General features: G+C 63.7%; 15 protein-coding genes. 3 read left to right on the top strand and 12 right to left on the bottom strand.

Going from position 1 to position 13633, the window contains the following annotated elements; genetic code table 11:
• Positions 1–32 precede the first annotated feature (32 nt).
• Genes gspD through gspE form a run of 11 tightly spaced genes read right to left on the bottom strand, consistent with a single transcriptional unit; the run spans position 33 to position 10077 of the window.
• Positions 33–2315 carry a type II secretion system secretin GspD gene (gspD, locus tag M5B42_RS22775; RefSeq protein ID WP_248747094.1) on the bottom strand — a complete coding sequence of 761 codons (2283 nt, stop codon included), beginning with the start codon at positions 2313–2315 and terminating at the stop codon, positions 33–35.
• A 58-nt stretch (positions 2316–2373) separates the two neighbouring features.
• The gene (locus tag M5B42_RS22770; protein ID WP_248747093.1) at positions 2374–2865 is read right to left on the bottom strand and encodes a general secretion pathway protein GspN; all 492 of its coding nucleotides are present in this window, start codon (positions 2863–2865) and stop codon (positions 2374–2376) included.
• The gene (gspM, locus tag M5B42_RS22765) at positions 2862–3485 is read right to left on the bottom strand and encodes a type II secretion system protein GspM (RefSeq protein ID WP_248747092.1); all 624 of its coding nucleotides are present in this window, start codon (positions 3483–3485) and stop codon (positions 2862–2864) included. The genes M5B42_RS22770 and gspM overlap by 4 nt, the downstream gene beginning before the upstream one ends.
• Complete coding sequence (locus M5B42_RS22760; RefSeq protein ID WP_248747091.1) at positions 3460–4557, bottom strand: PilN domain-containing protein; 1098 nt, start codon at positions 4555–4557, stop codon at positions 3460–3462. Before M5B42_RS22760 ends, gspM begins: the two co-directional genes overlap by 26 nt.
• Positions 4554–5264 carry a helix-hairpin-helix domain-containing protein gene (locus M5B42_RS22755; RefSeq protein ID WP_248747090.1) on the bottom strand — a complete coding sequence of 237 codons (711 nt, stop codon included), beginning with the start codon at positions 5262–5264 and terminating at the stop codon, positions 4554–4556. Before M5B42_RS22755 ends, M5B42_RS22760 begins: the two co-directional genes overlap by 4 nt.
• Positions 5261–5890 (bottom strand): prepilin-type N-terminal cleavage/methylation domain-containing protein, encoded by a 630-nt coding sequence (locus M5B42_RS22750; protein ID WP_248747089.1) that lies wholly within the window; start codon positions 5888–5890, stop codon positions 5261–5263. The genes M5B42_RS22755 and M5B42_RS22750 overlap by 4 nt, the downstream gene beginning before the upstream one ends.
• Positions 5887–6285 carry a type II secretion system protein gene (locus M5B42_RS22745; protein WP_248747088.1) on the bottom strand — a complete coding sequence of 133 codons (399 nt, stop codon included), beginning with the start codon at positions 6283–6285 and terminating at the stop codon, positions 5887–5889. Before M5B42_RS22745 ends, M5B42_RS22750 begins: the two co-directional genes overlap by 4 nt.
• On the bottom strand, positions 6282–6737 hold the full coding sequence (locus M5B42_RS22740; protein WP_248747087.1) for a GspH/FimT family pseudopilin: 456 nt from the start codon (positions 6735–6737) through the stop codon (positions 6282–6284). The genes M5B42_RS22745 and M5B42_RS22740 overlap by 4 nt, the downstream gene beginning before the upstream one ends.
• 2 nt (positions 6738–6739) lie before the next feature.
• On the bottom strand, positions 6740–7162 hold the full coding sequence (gspG, locus tag M5B42_RS22735; RefSeq protein WP_248747086.1) for a type II secretion system major pseudopilin GspG: 423 nt from the start codon (positions 7160–7162) through the stop codon (positions 6740–6742).
• 12 nt (positions 7163–7174) lie between these two features.
• Complete coding sequence (gspF, locus tag M5B42_RS22730; protein ID WP_248747085.1) at positions 7175–8383, bottom strand: type II secretion system inner membrane protein GspF; 1209 nt, start codon at positions 8381–8383, stop codon at positions 7175–7177.
• Positions 8384–8385: 2 nt separating this feature from the next.
• Positions 8386–10077 (bottom strand): type II secretion system ATPase GspE, encoded by a 1692-nt coding sequence (gspE, locus tag M5B42_RS22725; RefSeq protein ID WP_248747139.1) that lies wholly within the window; start codon positions 10075–10077, stop codon positions 8386–8388.
• A gap of 474 nt (positions 10078–10551) precedes the next feature.
• On the opposite strand from gspE, the gene M5B42_RS22720 reads away from it, so the two are divergent.
• Positions 10552–10767 carry a DUF2790 domain-containing protein gene (locus tag M5B42_RS22720; RefSeq protein WP_248747084.1) on the top strand — a complete coding sequence of 72 codons (216 nt, stop codon included), beginning with the start codon at positions 10552–10554 and terminating at the stop codon, positions 10765–10767.
• Between the two features lie 221 nt (positions 10768–10988).
• On the opposite strand, the gene M5B42_RS22715 is transcribed toward M5B42_RS22720, so the two are convergent.
• Positions 10989–12269 (bottom strand): hypothetical protein, encoded by a 1281-nt coding sequence (locus tag M5B42_RS22715; RefSeq protein ID WP_248747083.1) that lies wholly within the window; start codon positions 12267–12269, stop codon positions 10989–10991.
• A gap of 269 nt (positions 12270–12538) precedes the next feature.
• Here M5B42_RS22715 and M5B42_RS22710 point away from each other — a divergent pair, with 269 nt between their 5' ends.
• Together M5B42_RS22710 and M5B42_RS22705 are read left to right on the top strand one after the other, a co-directional pair.
• Complete coding sequence (locus M5B42_RS22710) at positions 12539–12916, top strand: hypothetical protein (RefSeq protein ID WP_248747082.1); 378 nt, start codon at positions 12539–12541, stop codon at positions 12914–12916.
• A gap of 149 nt (positions 12917–13065) precedes the next feature.
• Positions 13066–13446 (top strand): hypothetical protein, encoded by a 381-nt coding sequence (locus tag M5B42_RS22705; RefSeq protein WP_248747081.1) that lies wholly within the window; start codon positions 13066–13068, stop codon positions 13444–13446.
• Positions 13447–13633: the final 187 nt, after the last annotated feature.

Below are 13633 nucleotides of genomic sequence, written 5' to 3'. Positions count from 1 at the left end.
GTGCCGCTGGGTCTGCAAGTGCTGGAAAAGTGTCATTTCTTTGCATGGGCGGCGTTCCCGGGGCGAGTCTCCAGGGGTTTCATCAACTGCAACTGTTGGCGGTACTCGTCGGTGACCTGCCGGGCCTCGCTGTTGCCGGTGATCACTCGCGGGGTGATCAGCACGATCAGTTCCGAGCGGCCGTGCTGGCGCTGGGTATTGCCGAACAGCCATTGCAGGCCGGGGATCTTACCAAGGTAAGGGACGCTGTTGTCGGTGGCGCTTTGGTTCTGCTTGATCAGGCCGCCGAGCAGGATGGTCTGCCCGCTTTGCACCGCCACCTGGGTCGAGACCGCGCGGGTCGAGATGGTCGGGTTGCCGTTGGCATCGACGGTGGTGCTGGCATCGCTGACCTGTTGCTGGATCTCCATGTACACCAGGCCGCCGGGATTGATCCGCGGGATGACATCGAGGATCACCCCGGTCTGGATGTACTGCACCGAGCTGGTGCTGATGGTGGTGGTACTGGTGTTGATGGTGGTCTGGTTGATCGGAATGTTGTCGCCGACCTGGATCTGCGCCTGTTCGTTGTTCATCACCACCAGCGAGGGCGCCGACAGCACCCGGGTATTGCCGTTGGTTTCCAGGGCATGCAGGGCCACTTGCAGGTTGTTGCTGACAAACGAGTAGAACAACGAGTCCGTGGCGCCGAGGCCCGCGCCACCCTGGCCCAGGGCGCCCTGGCTGCCGGAGGCGTTGGCGATGCCGGCGGTCGTCGAGTTGCCGGCCAGGCGCCCCAGGTACCACTGCACGCCGAGATTCAGCGAGCCGGTCAGGCCGACTTCGAGAATCCGGGTTTCGATCTGCACCTGCAGGGGCGGGTTGTCGAGCCGTTGGATCGCCGACTGGATCTCGGCCCATTGGGTCGGCCGACTGCGCACCAGCAGTTGGTTGCTGCTTTTCTGCGCGGTGATGCGCACCGAGTTGGTCGGGTTGTTGGCATTGACCGGCGCGCGCGCGACATTCGCCTGGCCGGGCGGGGCGAGTTGCAAGTCGTTGGTCTTTTCCGGCGAGGTGCCCGCCGTGCTGCTGACGGGCGGTGGCAGGCCCTGGCCGTTGCCGGTGCCGCCGGACAACCCCGCGCTGCTGCCGGCGGTGCTGCCCAGGCCGTTGCCCAAACCACTGCCGAAACCGTTGCTGTTCAGGGTCACGGTACGCAGCCCCGGCGCGACCTGGGCCGCGCCTTCTTCGGTGACCGCTTCATCGCTGTAGATCTGGCGCAGGTAACGGGCCAGGTCCGTGGCCTTCATATTGCGCACGTCATACACATACATCTGTGGCTCGTCGCCACCGCCCTGGTCGATGGTGTCGATCCAGCGGCGTACGTCATTCAGGTACTCCGGCTGCGGCGAGATGGCGACAATCGCATTGGTCCGCTCGATGGGCAGAAAACGCAGCATGCCGGCCAGCGGCGTACCGCTCTGGGCACCGAACAGTCGCTCAAGCTCCGGCATCAATTGGCTGACATTGGCGCGCTTGAGGCCGAACACCCCGATGGACATGCCCTTGAGCCAGTTGACGTCGAAGGTGTTGATGGTCTGCTGGTAGTTGTTCAGTTCATCCGGCGTGCCGGCCATCACCAGGACATTGCGCGAGGTGTCGACAGCGAGGAAGGCACTCTCCCGGGCAAAGGGCTTGAGCAGTTTCTGCATTTCCAGCGGCGAAATGTACTCCAGCACAAAAAAGCGCGCGGTCAGGCCGCTGCCCGGTTCCGGAATCGACTGCCGGGGCGTGAGCTGGCCAGCGACCGCCTGGTTGGCCGGGAGAATCAGGTAGCGCTCGCCCTGGCGGATGATCGCGTTGTTGGTCCAGGACAGCAGGGTTTCGAGAATGGCAAACGCCTGGGCCTTGTCCACCGGCCTGGAGGTCGAGAAGGTCACCTCGCCGGTCACGCCCTGGCCGATGCTGTAGTTCTCCTTGAGTACATCGCCGAGGATGGTATTGATCACCGCCTGGATCGGCACGCCGGCAAAATTGAATATCGTGCCGTCATTGCCCTGGGACGTCGTCGGCGGCTTGAGCGGGGGGGCTCCGCGTGCCACCAGGCTCTGGCTGCCGCGGATGATCTGTGACCCCGAGGTCGTTGCCGCCAGGGGCGTGGCCGCAACGCCGGCGCGGGGCACGGTCGGCGCCAGGGGCGGGCGATCCGGCCCGGTGCCGGACAGGCCGTCGCGCAGCAGTTGGTCGTCATGCACTTCATCATTGTTCGCCGGTGCGATGCAGCCCGAGAGCAGGATGAAACTGATGAGGCAGGGGTAGACGGCACGTTCGATCACGGTGGTTCATCCTTGTGCGGCCCTTACGGCACCTGCGGTGCGGGGCACCGAGGTGGTCTTAATGCACGGCGCTGGCCGGCAGTTTCAAAACGGGAAGGCTCAGTTCCTGCTGGGTGGACTTGAAGCTCAGGGACACGGTTTGCGCGGTGATCCGTTCGATCCGCCAGCCATTGGGCAGGGTTTCGCCTTCCGCGACGCTCAGGTTCTTGCCCTCCCGGGTCTTGAACAGCGCCTTGCGCAACGCCGGGGAAACGGCAATGCCATTCAGGGAAAATCCGGCGAGCGATTGCGTGTCGTGTTCGTTTCTGCTCACCGGGTCGGGCTTGCGGTCACGGTTGAACAGCGAGCGCTCCCAGATCTCGGCATAGGCTGTCAGCGCCGGTGTGGCTTGCACCGTGGTCGGTGTGACAGACGAGGTCGGCAGGCTATGAACCTGGTCGGGGTACCACTCGATGCCCGCGCCCAGGCCCTCGAACAGGGCGAGACAGAGGACCGCCAGCGATACCACGCAGGCGCTCAGCCAAAACGTCGGCCTGCCCGGGTTTTTCATGTTTTTGGCTCCCCTTTACTGCCCGGGGGATTCTTCTCCGGCGGGTTGTTCAGGTAGGCGCCTATTTGCAGTTGCACCGCCAGGCGGTGATTGGCATCGGGGGCCGGCACCGGGTTGCGACGAATGCTCAGGGCTTCGACAAACAGCGCCACCGGCTGGTTTTCCAGTGCATAGAGCAGGCTCGCCAGGGGTTCGATGGCGCAGTCGAGGTTGATGCTGACCTTGACCTGGCGGTACGGCGCGCTGTCGACGACCGGGATCGGCATGCGATTGGTCATGCTGCAGTCCCCGCCCTCGGGGGCCAGGGCCTGGAGCTGTGTCGCCACCCGTTGCATCAGCTGGGCGGTGGCCGCGCCGGTATCGGCGTCCGGCAGCAGGCTGTCGTTGCTGCTCGGCGCGTTGCGGGCTTGTGCCAGTTGCGCTTCGAGGAGGGGACGCTGGAGCTCCAGGGCCTGGTAATGTTGGCGCTGGGCACGAAGGGTGTCCATGTCCTCGCTGATGGACTGCAAGGGCGCGGTGAACCACCAATGGATACCGATAAAGTAGGCCGCGATCAGCCCCAGCGCGGCCAGTAGCAGGGCCGCCCCGCGTTGGTCACGGCGTGTCAGGCGCAGGGGCATGGCGCTCCTCCGGGGAACCCAGGTGGGCAGTCAGGTTGAGTCGGTCCTGGCCGGTGCTGGCGTCGGCTTGAATCACCCCCTGGAACTGCAGGTTGCGCAGGTCCGTGCAGGTTTTCATTTTGCCGATCAGGTCACTGGCCTGGCTGCTTTGCGCGCTGAGGGTCAGGGTGCCCTGGGCATCGAGATCCAACTGTTCCAGCCAGGTGTCGCCAGGAATGCAGGCGGTCAGTTCCTGCAGCAGCGCGGTCCTGGACAGTGCCAAGGTCTTTTGCGTTTGCACGTAGCGCCCGGTGTCGAGCAGTTCGTTGAGCTGCTGGCGCAGCACCTGGATCTGCCGGGTGTCGTTGCGTAGCGCGGCGACCTCGGCGTTCATGGCGTCCAGGGCTTGCTGGCGGTTATGCACCCACATCAGCATGGCGAGCAGCAACAGGCCCGCACCGAGCCATATCAGCCTGAGTCGTAGTCGTCGGGCCGGATGCCGCTCCTGGGGACGGCGCTGGGCGGGCAGCAGGTTGACGTGCAGGCGTGCGCCGTTGCGATCCAGCGCGTCGATGGCATCGATGCGCAGGCCGTTGCGCGTCGCCTCATCGAGGATCGCATCGATCCGTTCGCGCAGGGCGACCACCAGGGTCAGTTCGAACACCGGCCGGGTGCGGTCTTCGCGCGGGTCGCGCAGCGTATCGAAATAGACCTGGGCGGCCTTGAACGGCGTGTACTTGTCCATCTCGAAGGCCAGCGCCTCATGGACCTGGGTGGCGGCCGCGAGGGGCAGTTGCACGCGGCTGAGCAGGACCTGTTCGCTGGGTAGCAGCAAGACCTGGCGTTGGGCCGGTGCCGACGCGACCGGCTCGGCATCCCCAGAGGTGTGATGCAGGGCGCCTTCGTGCCAGTACAGCAGGTGCTCCTGGTTCGATGATTCCAGGCGCTCGCGCCAGCGCCTGGGCAGGCAGGCAATCAGCTCCCGGCGCCACCAGCGCAGGAACACCGGTAGTCGGGAGGCTTGCCAATGCTGCGCCAGCCGTGTGGTGGTGGTTTGCAGTGGGCCGAGCCAGGGCCTTTGGAGTGCTTTCATTCCTGCCACCGCAGCACGCGATAGAGTTGCGTGCCCTCGGCTTGTGGGTTGAGGAGGAAGGTCACGTTCAGGTTGGCGGTAAAAGGCGCCACCAGCATGGCCTGTATCTGGGCGCTGTAGATCGGGCCGGCCGGGCTTTCGGCCACGGGCGCCGGCAGCTTGAGCGCGGCCTGCAAGGGAGCGGTGGCATAGGTCGGGTCCGGCTGGGGCAGGCCGGTCCAGAGCGTCAGGTTCGGCGCCAGTTGCCCATAGAGCGCCCGGTCCATGGCGGCGAACCCCTGCAGTTGCTCGAGGGTTCGTAGCGGGTCGTTGCCGCTGCGGCGAGCCAGCAGCTCCTGGGTCAGTTTGCGGCCCTGGGCGGGGCTGGCGCCCAGGTAACCCAGTATCTGGTTGAACGCTTCGGGGGTGACCTGATTGAGGTCGAGCTTGCCGCGTTCGCTGCGCAGTTCGACGGTCAGTTGCGCGTCTTCGAGGGTCAGGTGGTAGGTGCGGCCGTCGGCGACCATCCCCGGCACTTTGGCCACCAGGCTCTGCACCACCAGCGCCAGGCCGGACTCGGCGGCGAGCAGGGCGCGGGCGTGTTGCAGTGCATAGGCGCTCTGGCGGTTTTCCAGGCGCACCGTGCCGACCACCACGGCCATTATCAGGCTCAACAGCGCCAAGGCCCAGAGCGCCAGGACCAGGGCGGCCCCGCGTTGGCCGTTCATCGCGAGACCTGGGCTTCATCGAGGCCCAGGCTCAAGCGGATGACGACCACCAGCGGCGGCCAGGGAATGGGGCCGTGGGCCTGCAACTGGACGCGTATCGCCAGTGGCAGGCGCTCCGGCCAGGGCCAGCGGGGCAGCCAGTCGGTGGGCTGAGAACGTGGGTCCAGGCCACGGTAGCTCAATTGCCAGTTGTCCAGGTCGGGCAGCAGGATCTGCGGTTCGCCCCAGGCATGCAGGCCCTGGGAGTCGAACTGGAAGAACGCCACTTGCAGGTCCTTGGAACCGTGGCGGTTGTCCACCAGGGAGAACACGTGCAGTTGCAGGCCGCCAGCAAGTCGCGCGGGCAGCGGGGCGACGAAGCGCATCTGTTGTGCTTCGCCGTCGAACACCTTGGCGGTGTTGTTCGCGTCCCGTCGAAACACCGCCGGATAGGCCTGTTGCGCGGCGCTCCTGAGGAAGTCCTGGGCCGAGCGGACTTCGTCCAGGCGAGTGGAATAGCGTTCGCCGAGTTCCTGGGTGCGGTTGCTGGCGGTCAGGGCCGAGGCGATCAGCACCATCAACAGCCCGAGCAGGCTCAGGGCAACCAGCACTTCCAGCAAGGTGAACCCCCGCAGCCGCGATTTCATGGCGTGGCTCCCGGCATGATTCCTGGCGTGGCGCCCTGGGCGCGCCAGGTGACAAAGCGTTCCTGGCGGCTGCCCTGTTCCAGCACCAGTTCCAGTCGGTAAAGGTCCACCTGTGGGGTGCCCGGTTGCGGGGTAGCAGGCTGCGCGGTGGCGGTCAGTTGCCATTGCACCTGGGCCAGGTTGCCCTGCCAGTGTCCTGGCTTGAGCAGCTTGCGGCTCTGATCGTCGAACAGGGTCTTGGCCAGCAGCGCCATGCGCGTGCTCTGTTCGTCGCGCAGCAGGGCCTGGGTCGTGCTGGCCATGGCATTCAGGTAGACGGCGAAACCGATACTCAGCAGGACCACCGCCGCGAGCATTTCCAGAAGGGTGAAGCCGTCTTGGTTCGGTGTTTTCATGGGCCGGCACCGTCCTGCCAACTGACCTTGCCGGTCAGCCAGGCGACATCCACCCGCCAATGGCTCGGGCCGTGTTCCAGATAGACATTGCCGCCACTGGAACCGCCGTCGGGATAGAACTCGATCACCCCCTCGCGGGCCGATGACAGCTCGGCGGCGGTGGTCAGGCGCAGGTGCATGCCGGCGGGCAGCAAATGCTCTGCCTGGCCCGCGGCCCGATAGCTGTTGCGGATCAGGTCGAAGTGCAGGGCGGTCGGCTGGCTGGTCAGCACCGCCTGGCTGCGCACATTGCGCAATGCCAGGCTCAGCTCGCGCTTGGCCTGGCGGTCACGGGCGTTTTCCAGGCCGCCGGCGACGCTATGGGCGAGCAGGCTGGCGCCGACGGAGATGATCAGGATCACCACCAGCATTTCCAGCAGGGTGAACGCCCGGGCAGCGCGTGGCTTGGCCATGGCTATTCCCAGTTGCCCACGTCGGTGTTGTAGCCGTCGCCGCCGGGTTGCCCGTCCTTGCCATAGAAAATCAGGTCGAAGGGCCCGTGAACGCCGGGATAGCGATAACCGAACGGATGGCCGTAAGGGTCCAGCAGGTCGCTGGGTTTGGCGTAGGGGCCGTTCCAGTTGTGCACATTGGCGGGGGCGGTGGTCAGGTCGACCAGGTCCCTGGGCGGGGTCCCGACCTCCAGGGCGTAACCCTCGATCTTCATCGACAGGCTGGCCAGTTGCGCCTTGCCGGCGCCGTACTTGCCCTTGTCGACATTGGCCCCGACCTGGCGCACCACAATGGTCGCGATCACGCCGAGGAGAACGATCACCGCGAGCATTTCCAGCAGGGTGAAACCTTGGTGGCGGTAACGCGGCGGGCGACTGGCGGTCATGGCGGCTTCCTTTCAGAGGTTATTGGTCAGGCTCATCAGCGGCAGCATGATGGCCAGCATGATCAGCCCGACCAGGGCGGCCATCACCAGGGTCAGGGACGGCACCAGGGCGGCGAGCAGGCGGTCGATATGGCGCCTGGCCTCGGCGTCGAAAATGCTCGCGACCTTGAGCAGCAGGCGGTCGAGTTGCCCGGACTCTTCGCCGACCTGGATCATCTGCAACGCCAGTTCCGGGAAGGTCGCGGTGGTTTCCATGGCCGCCGACAGCCGGCTGCCGTCCTTGACCCGGACGATGGTCTGGTCCACCGCGTCGCGGACCACCTGGTTGCGGCAGACCTGGCGGGCGATATCGAAGGCGCTGATCAGCGCCACGCCCTGGCTCAGCAGGGTGCCGAGGGTATGGGCCAGGCGGGCGGTTTCCAGGCGCAGCAGCAATGGCCCGATCACCCGGGCGCGCAACATCAGGCAATCCCATTGCCGACGGCCTTGCGGCGTGCGCAGGCGCCGGGCCAGCCAGCCGACCAGCACGGCCATGGCTCCGAGCAGGTAGAGGATGTAGTTGCCGAGGAATTGGCCGAGGGCGAGGATCGCTTCGGTGATCAGCGGCACGGGCACACCGAGGCCACTGAAAATCGGCACGAATTGCGGCACCACATAGGCCAGCAGCAGGACCAGCGAGCCGAGCACGCCGACCAGCAGGAAAGCCGGGTAGATCAGTGCATTGACCACTTCGCCACGGACTTTCTGCGCCCGTTCCAGGTAGGCCGCCAGTTGCCCGAGGGTTTCGCCCAGGGCGCCGCCGGCTTCCCCGGCGCGCACCAGGCTGAGGTACAACGGCGTGAACGGTGGGCCTTCCAGGGCCATCGCCGCCGACAACGGTTGGCCACCCTTGACCCGGTCGCGGATGCGTTCGAGCAGGCGTTTGGCCTGGGGTTTGCCCGGCTGACGGACCAGGGTGTTCAAGGCCCGCTCCAACGGTTGGCCGGCGTCGAGCAAGGTGGCGAGTTGCTGGGTGAAGCGCTCCAGTTCATCGGCATTCAGCGGCGGGCGATTGAACCAACTGCCGCCCGGTGTGCTGCCGGCCGCTGCCGGTTCGATCTGCAACACCAGCAGGCCGCGTTCCTGCAACTGGCTGGCGGCGCCGTCCTCGCCCTCGGCGTCGAGGGCGCCGCTGACGGTACTGCCGGTGGGGTCCAGGGCGCGATAACGATAATGTTCCATGCTCAGTCGCCGCGCGTGACGCGCAGCACCTCTTCCAGGCTGGTGATCCCGGCCAGGGCCTGGCGCAAGCCGTCTTCGTAGAGGGTGCGCAGACCATTGGCCCGGGCGGCCTGCTCCAGCGTCGCGGCGTCGGCATGGCGCATCAGCAGCGAGCGCAGGGTCTCGTTCATCACCAGCAACTCGCTGAGGGCGCTGCGCCCGCGATAACCGTTGCCGGGGGCATTCGGCCGTGGGCGATAGAGACGGATTGGGCGCTCGTCGGTAAACCGCTCCAGTTGGTGCTCGGCCACCAGTTCCGCTGGCGCCTCGAAGCTTTCCCGCCATTCCGGGGCCAGCCGGCGCACCAGGCGCTGGGCGAGAATACCGTTGACCGTCGAGGCGATCAGGTAGCTTTCGACCCCCATGTCCAGCAGGCGGGTGATGCTCGCGGCGGCGCTGTTGGTGTGCAGGGTCGAGAGCACCAGATGGCCGGTCAGCGAGGACTGGATGGCGATCCGGCAGGTTTCCAGGTCGCGCATCTCACCGATCATGATCACATCCGGGTCCTGGCGCACGATGGAGCGCAGCACCCCGGCGAAGTCCAGGCCGATGGCCGGCTTGACCTGGATCTGGTTGATCCCCTCCAACTGGTATTCCACCGGGTCCTCGACGGTGATGATCTTGCGTTCGGCGGTGTTCAGCCGGGCGAGGGCGGTGTACAGCGTGGTGGTCTTGCCCGAGCCGGTCGGGCCGGTGACCAGCAGGATGCCGTGGGGGCGTTCGAGCACGTCGAGAAAGGCTTCGAGGCGGGCGCCGTCGAAGCCCAGGCTGGGGAAGTCGAAGGACAGGGTCTGGCGGTCGAGCAAACGCATGACCACCGACTCGCCGAAGCTGGTGGGCACGGTGGACACCCGCAGGTCGAGTTCCTTGCCCTGCACCCGCAGCATGATCCGGCCGTCCTGGGGCAGGCGGCGTTCGGCGATATCCAGGCGCGCCATGATCTTGATCCGCGAGATCACCGCCGCCGAGGAACTCACGGGCGGGGCCTCGGCCAGGTGCAACACGCCATCGACCCGGTAACGGACATTGAGCTGGTTCTCGAAGGGTTCGATATGGATATCCGACGCGCGCTGTTCCACCGCCCGTTGCAGCAGCAGGTTGACCAGGCGAATCACCGGTGCTTCCGAGGCGAGGTCCTTGAGGTGTTCGATATCGGTCTTCTGGTTGCCGTTGTCGTCTTCCAGGTTCTCGATCAGGGTGCCCATCGCCGTGCGGCCCTGGCCGTAGTAGCGCTCGATCAGTTGCTCGATATCGCTGCGCAGGCCGATGGACAGGCGCACCGGGCATTGGCAGGCGTACTCCAGCGCGTGCAGGGCGTGGGGTTGGTTCGGGTTGGCGATCAGCACGTGCAACTCGCTGTCGGGGGCCGACAGCGGCACCAGGCAATGCTGTTTGAGAAAGCGCGGCGCCAGCTCGGGCGGGTTTTCCAGCAGATCGGGCGCACTCGCCAGCGCCAGCAGGGGCGCGCCGAGCAGGGTCGACCAGGCTTGGGCGAGGTCCTGTTCCGAAACCAGGCCCAGACGCGTCAGCAACTCGGTCGAATCCTGTCGTGCACCGCCATCCTGCAGCTGCTGGGCCCGGTCGAGATCGGCGGGCTTCAGGCGGCCGGCGTCGACCAGCCAGTCGACGGCGAGCCTGCCCAGGTCATGGGACATCAGGGCGTTCATGGTGCTCTCTCCAGGCTCCATGCCTGTCGGAACAGCCTGAACCCGAAGCCCGGGGGCGGCTACTGTCAGAAATGACAGTTCTGCTGACCGTTGGTCGGGAAGACGCCTCGGCGAGCAGAGGTTAATGCCGATTCTGGCGCGGCGGCTGATGGGGGCCTTGAGCGAGTGATGGCTTTATGGAGTTGAAACTGGCGTCGCGGTGAGCGATAAGGCGGCCCGTTAATAGCGCAATTGTTTGATGGGATATGGGTAAGTGTAACTTTTGTTATATTTGACTGGGCCTGTCAAGTACGGGCGTCGGGGCGGAATCAATAGGCTATAAGCAGAGGGTTTTATAAAGTTTTATTTAAGAAAGTTAGTGATTTTCTTAATTCAAGGATAATCATTGGTTGAGAGTCTACGCAGGTGTTGTCTGCCCAGCGCGGCAGGTTGTTCCCTGTTTCTTATTTTGAGTGAATTACCATGAATATCTATACCAAGTGCCTGACTATTGGGTTGTTTATCTTTAGCGCCCAAGCCTTCGCCCTGGACAGGAAAGACATTGCCGAAGTTGTCCGCGTGGACTCCGACCCTTATGCCTGTGGCATCGTCGATGCGAAGATGACCTACAAGACGCCGAGCGGCGAGATCAGGGAGTATAAGTACAAGACCTGGGGGAATGGTTGTTCCGGAGATTGATGGATCGAGTGTAGTTCCCGCTGTTCGATAATCCGGTTGGATGATTGAAAACGCCACGCCCTCTGTGACCCGCGATGTGATCCATGACCTGTGATGTGACCTGTGGGAGCGGTGCTTGCCCGCGAGGAGGCCCTTGAGGCCAGCAAAAGCTTCGCGGGCAAGCGCCCCTCTTACAACACTATGGATTTGGGCCTGGTTGAAGGGCATCAGGACTTGCCGACCTAGAGTGCCTCCGAATCGGCATCGGCGATTTCGCCGGTGGTTTCGCTGATGCCCGCGGCGGTGTGCCCATCCGGCGACAGGGCGGTGCCGGCGCTGTTGACCCCGCCGCTCAGCGTGCCGTCGTCGATGACCGCCGTGCCGCCGGCCAGGACATGGCTCTGGTGCAGGCTGCCGGTAGCGGTTTCGCTGTTGACCAGGACTGTGTCGTTGTTGCCGATGGCCCGCGCGGCGTCGCGGACACCGCCGCTGATCGGGGCCAGGGCGGTGCCGGTGGTTGTGCTCGGATTCCAGAAGCAGGCCTCGGTTTCGCCGCTGGTGTTTCTGAAATTGCAGGCGATATGCCCGGAGGCGTTCATGTCGACGGCGCCATTGTGGGTACTGACCTGGGAGATACCACTGACCGCGACGGAGCTCATGACAGTCGGCGTGGCGCTGACACTCGACCAGAAGGTCGTTTGGCGGGTGCTGGTGGCAAAGGTGCAATCGCCGGCGATATTGCCGAGGACATTGACCTGGCCGACCTCACAATATTTGGCCCCGGTAGGGAGCGTGACGCTGACCGCGTTGCTGCTCAGGGAAGTCCAGACCAGCGGGATGGGTTTGCCGTGACCGCTGGCGCCCGATGGGCAGTTGGCCAGGACGACGGCCGGAGTGGTGTCGCTGATATCGCTGACGGCGCAATTGATCGGGTCGGTTGACAGCAGGCCCAGCAGGACCCGCACACCGGCCAGTTCCACGGCGCTGCTGGTGCCCGCCGCCCAGTAGACCGGTGTGTGGGTGCCGTTGCCGCTGATGCTGTCGCCGACGACGATACCGGCCAGGTTGACGCCGCTGGCGCTGGTGTTGACGTCCGCGCCCAGACCGAGCAAACCGGTCAGGGGGGCGAGCAGCCGCGGAGTGGTGCTCGGACTGCTGGCCTGCCAGGTAACGGCGTTCCAGACGCCGTAGGCATTCTGGCAACGGCCGACGATGATGGCGCTGGCCAGGGCCACATGGTTGATGGCCCCGGCCACGCAGGCGTAGCCGGTGACCAGGGGCGCCAGGTCCACTTCGTTGCCCGAAGTCGCGGCGATATAGGCGACGCTGGTGTTGGTGCTGCTGTCCGTGCAGGTGCCGACTTCCACGCCGGCATCATTGACCGAGGCGGGCGTGCAGTTATTGCCGCTGGCGCTGCCTTCATCGAGCAAGGCCGCCTGGGCCGTGGCGCTGAGTCCGGCGAGGGCCAGACAGAAAATGACGATATTGAAGACGGCTGTGATGGACGATTTATTCAGTTTCATGAACGTATCCTCATGATGTCTCGCCAGGCTCCATACCTGTGAGGAAAAGGCTGAGCCTTAATTGGCGAGGCGCCTACTGTCAGAAATGACAGTTCGCGTTACCGCTCGTCGTTTTTAAGGCGGCCTGTTGGATGGAGAGTGAATGGTCATTTCAGACGAACGGCTATACGAACTGTCATTTCTGACAGTAGGCGGCCTGAGGGTTTGGGGGCAGTCTGGTTTATGACGGCGGTTTTAAGTGCTGCGCGTGGATTTTCGAGGAGGCTGACATGAACGGATTATTCAATGAGCTGTTAAGGGTTGACGTTGTGACTGATAGTACGGCGGGCAGGTCTGTTTTGTTTGGGCGAAAGGCGGTTATGCTATTTTTGCTTATTATTGCGGTCTGCTTTGTTGGAGGGTTGACTACTCAGGCTCGGGCTCAAACAGTGCATGATCAAGGGACAGGTCTTACTGATGCAGTGTCTAGTCCAGGGGGAGGTGATTATTCAGCGCTGGATGATAGTGAAGGCATAATCAGTATACCGCAAGTTGGTTATGGTTCGTTCGTGGCTTTTGATGAGACTTCAAAGCCGGCTTCGCCAAGCCCTGTGTGCTCTTCGAGTAGTGCATTGAACAGAATAAAAAATAAACTGAGTAGTTGCTAAAGTTGAGTGAGCCACGCCTATTGAGTGGCCACTTTGACGCGGCCTTTTAGCTATCGTCATTTCTGGCGGTGGGCGAGCTGAGGGGGGCGCAGGCTGGTTCTCTGGGAGCGGCCTTTAAGTTCTAGGCTTGGAATGTCGAGGAGGTTGACATGAACGGATTATTCAATGAGCGGTTAATGGGTGACGTTGTGATTGATGGTGCCTCGGGTGGGCCTGTTTTTTGGGGGCGAAAAGTGTTTGTGCTGTTTTTACTGCTTATCGCGGTCTGCTTTGTCGGAGGGTTTGCGTCTAAGGCGCAGGCTCAACCAGTGCATGAGCAAGGGCCAGTGTCCAGCTCTGAAGGCGGGGATGAGGCGTTTAGTACTTTTGGTTTTGGGAGTAACACTCTCAGCGTTTCGATCACTTTTACATCTGAATATGCTACCAATTCTGGAACGGAGGATGAGCCACTTCCGCTACCCACGCCAGCCCCCAAGTGCTATCCGAATAAAGCATTGGGTAGAATCAAAGATAAATTGGGATGGTGCTAAAGCTGAGTGCGACACGTCTAACAAAACCTGAAGCCGTTGTTGTTCCTGAGATTGATGGCCTTGAATGCGTCGGCAAGCCGTTTGATCAGCAGCGGGTAGCCTGGATAAAGCAAGCGGGCTTGCTCGCGAAGCTAAGCCGGTGTTGATGGCCTCTTCGCGGGCAAGCCTGCTTTTCATGGGGTCTAAC

Source organism: Pseudomonas sp. MWU12-2037 (assembly GCF_023242345.1).
GTDB classification, from domain to species: domain Bacteria; phylum Pseudomonadota; class Gammaproteobacteria; order Pseudomonadales; family Pseudomonadaceae; genus Aquipseudomonas; species Aquipseudomonas gingeri_D.
Note: the sequence above shows the minus strand (reverse complement) of the source record. Positions and strands in the feature narration are given on the sequence as shown.

Coding starts and splice junctions, on each gene's coding strand:
- M5B42_RS22770 (WP_248747093.1), bottom strand. CDS start 2,865: ATGAAAAACCCGGGCAGGCCGACGTTTTGGCTGAGCGCCTGCGTGGTA.
- M5B42_RS22705 (WP_248747081.1), top strand. CDS start 13,066: ATGAACGGATTATTCAATGAGCGGTTAATGGGTGACGTTGTGATTGAT.
- M5B42_RS22740 (WP_248747087.1), bottom strand. CDS start 6,737: ATGGCCAAGCCACGCGCTGCCCGGGCGTTCACCCTGCTGGAAATGCTG.
- M5B42_RS22745 (WP_248747088.1), bottom strand. CDS start 6,285: ATGAAAACACCGAACCAAGACGGCTTCACCCTTCTGGAAATGCTCGCG.
- M5B42_RS22755 (WP_248747090.1), bottom strand. CDS start 5,264: ATGAACGGCCAACGCGGGGCCGCCCTGGTCCTGGCGCTCTGGGCCTTG.
- gspM (WP_248747092.1), bottom strand. CDS start 3,485: ATGCCCCTGCGCCTGACACGCCGTGACCAACGCGGGGCGGCCCTGCTA.
- M5B42_RS22715 (WP_248747083.1), bottom strand. CDS start 12,269: ATGAAACTGAATAAATCGTCCATCACAGCCGTCTTCAATATCGTCATT.
- gspF (WP_248747085.1), bottom strand. CDS start 8,383: ATGGAACATTATCGTTATCGCGCCCTGGACCCCACCGGCAGTACCGTC.
- gspG (WP_248747086.1), bottom strand. CDS start 7,162: ATGACCGCCAGTCGCCCGCCGCGTTACCGCCACCAAGGTTTCACCCTG.
- M5B42_RS22720 (WP_248747084.1), top strand. CDS start 10,552: ATGAATATCTATACCAAGTGCCTGACTATTGGGTTGTTTATCTTTAGC.
- M5B42_RS22710 (WP_248747082.1), top strand. CDS start 12,539: ATGAACGGATTATTCAATGAGCTGTTAAGGGTTGACGTTGTGACTGAT.
- M5B42_RS22750 (WP_248747089.1), bottom strand. CDS start 5,890: ATGAAATCGCGGCTGCGGGGGTTCACCTTGCTGGAAGTGCTGGTTGCC.
- M5B42_RS22760 (WP_248747091.1), bottom strand. CDS start 4,557: ATGAAAGCACTCCAAAGGCCCTGGCTCGGCCCACTGCAAACCACCACC.
- gspE (WP_248747139.1), bottom strand. CDS start 10,077: ATGTCCCATGACCTGGGCAGGCTCGCCGTCGACTGGCTGGTCGACGCC.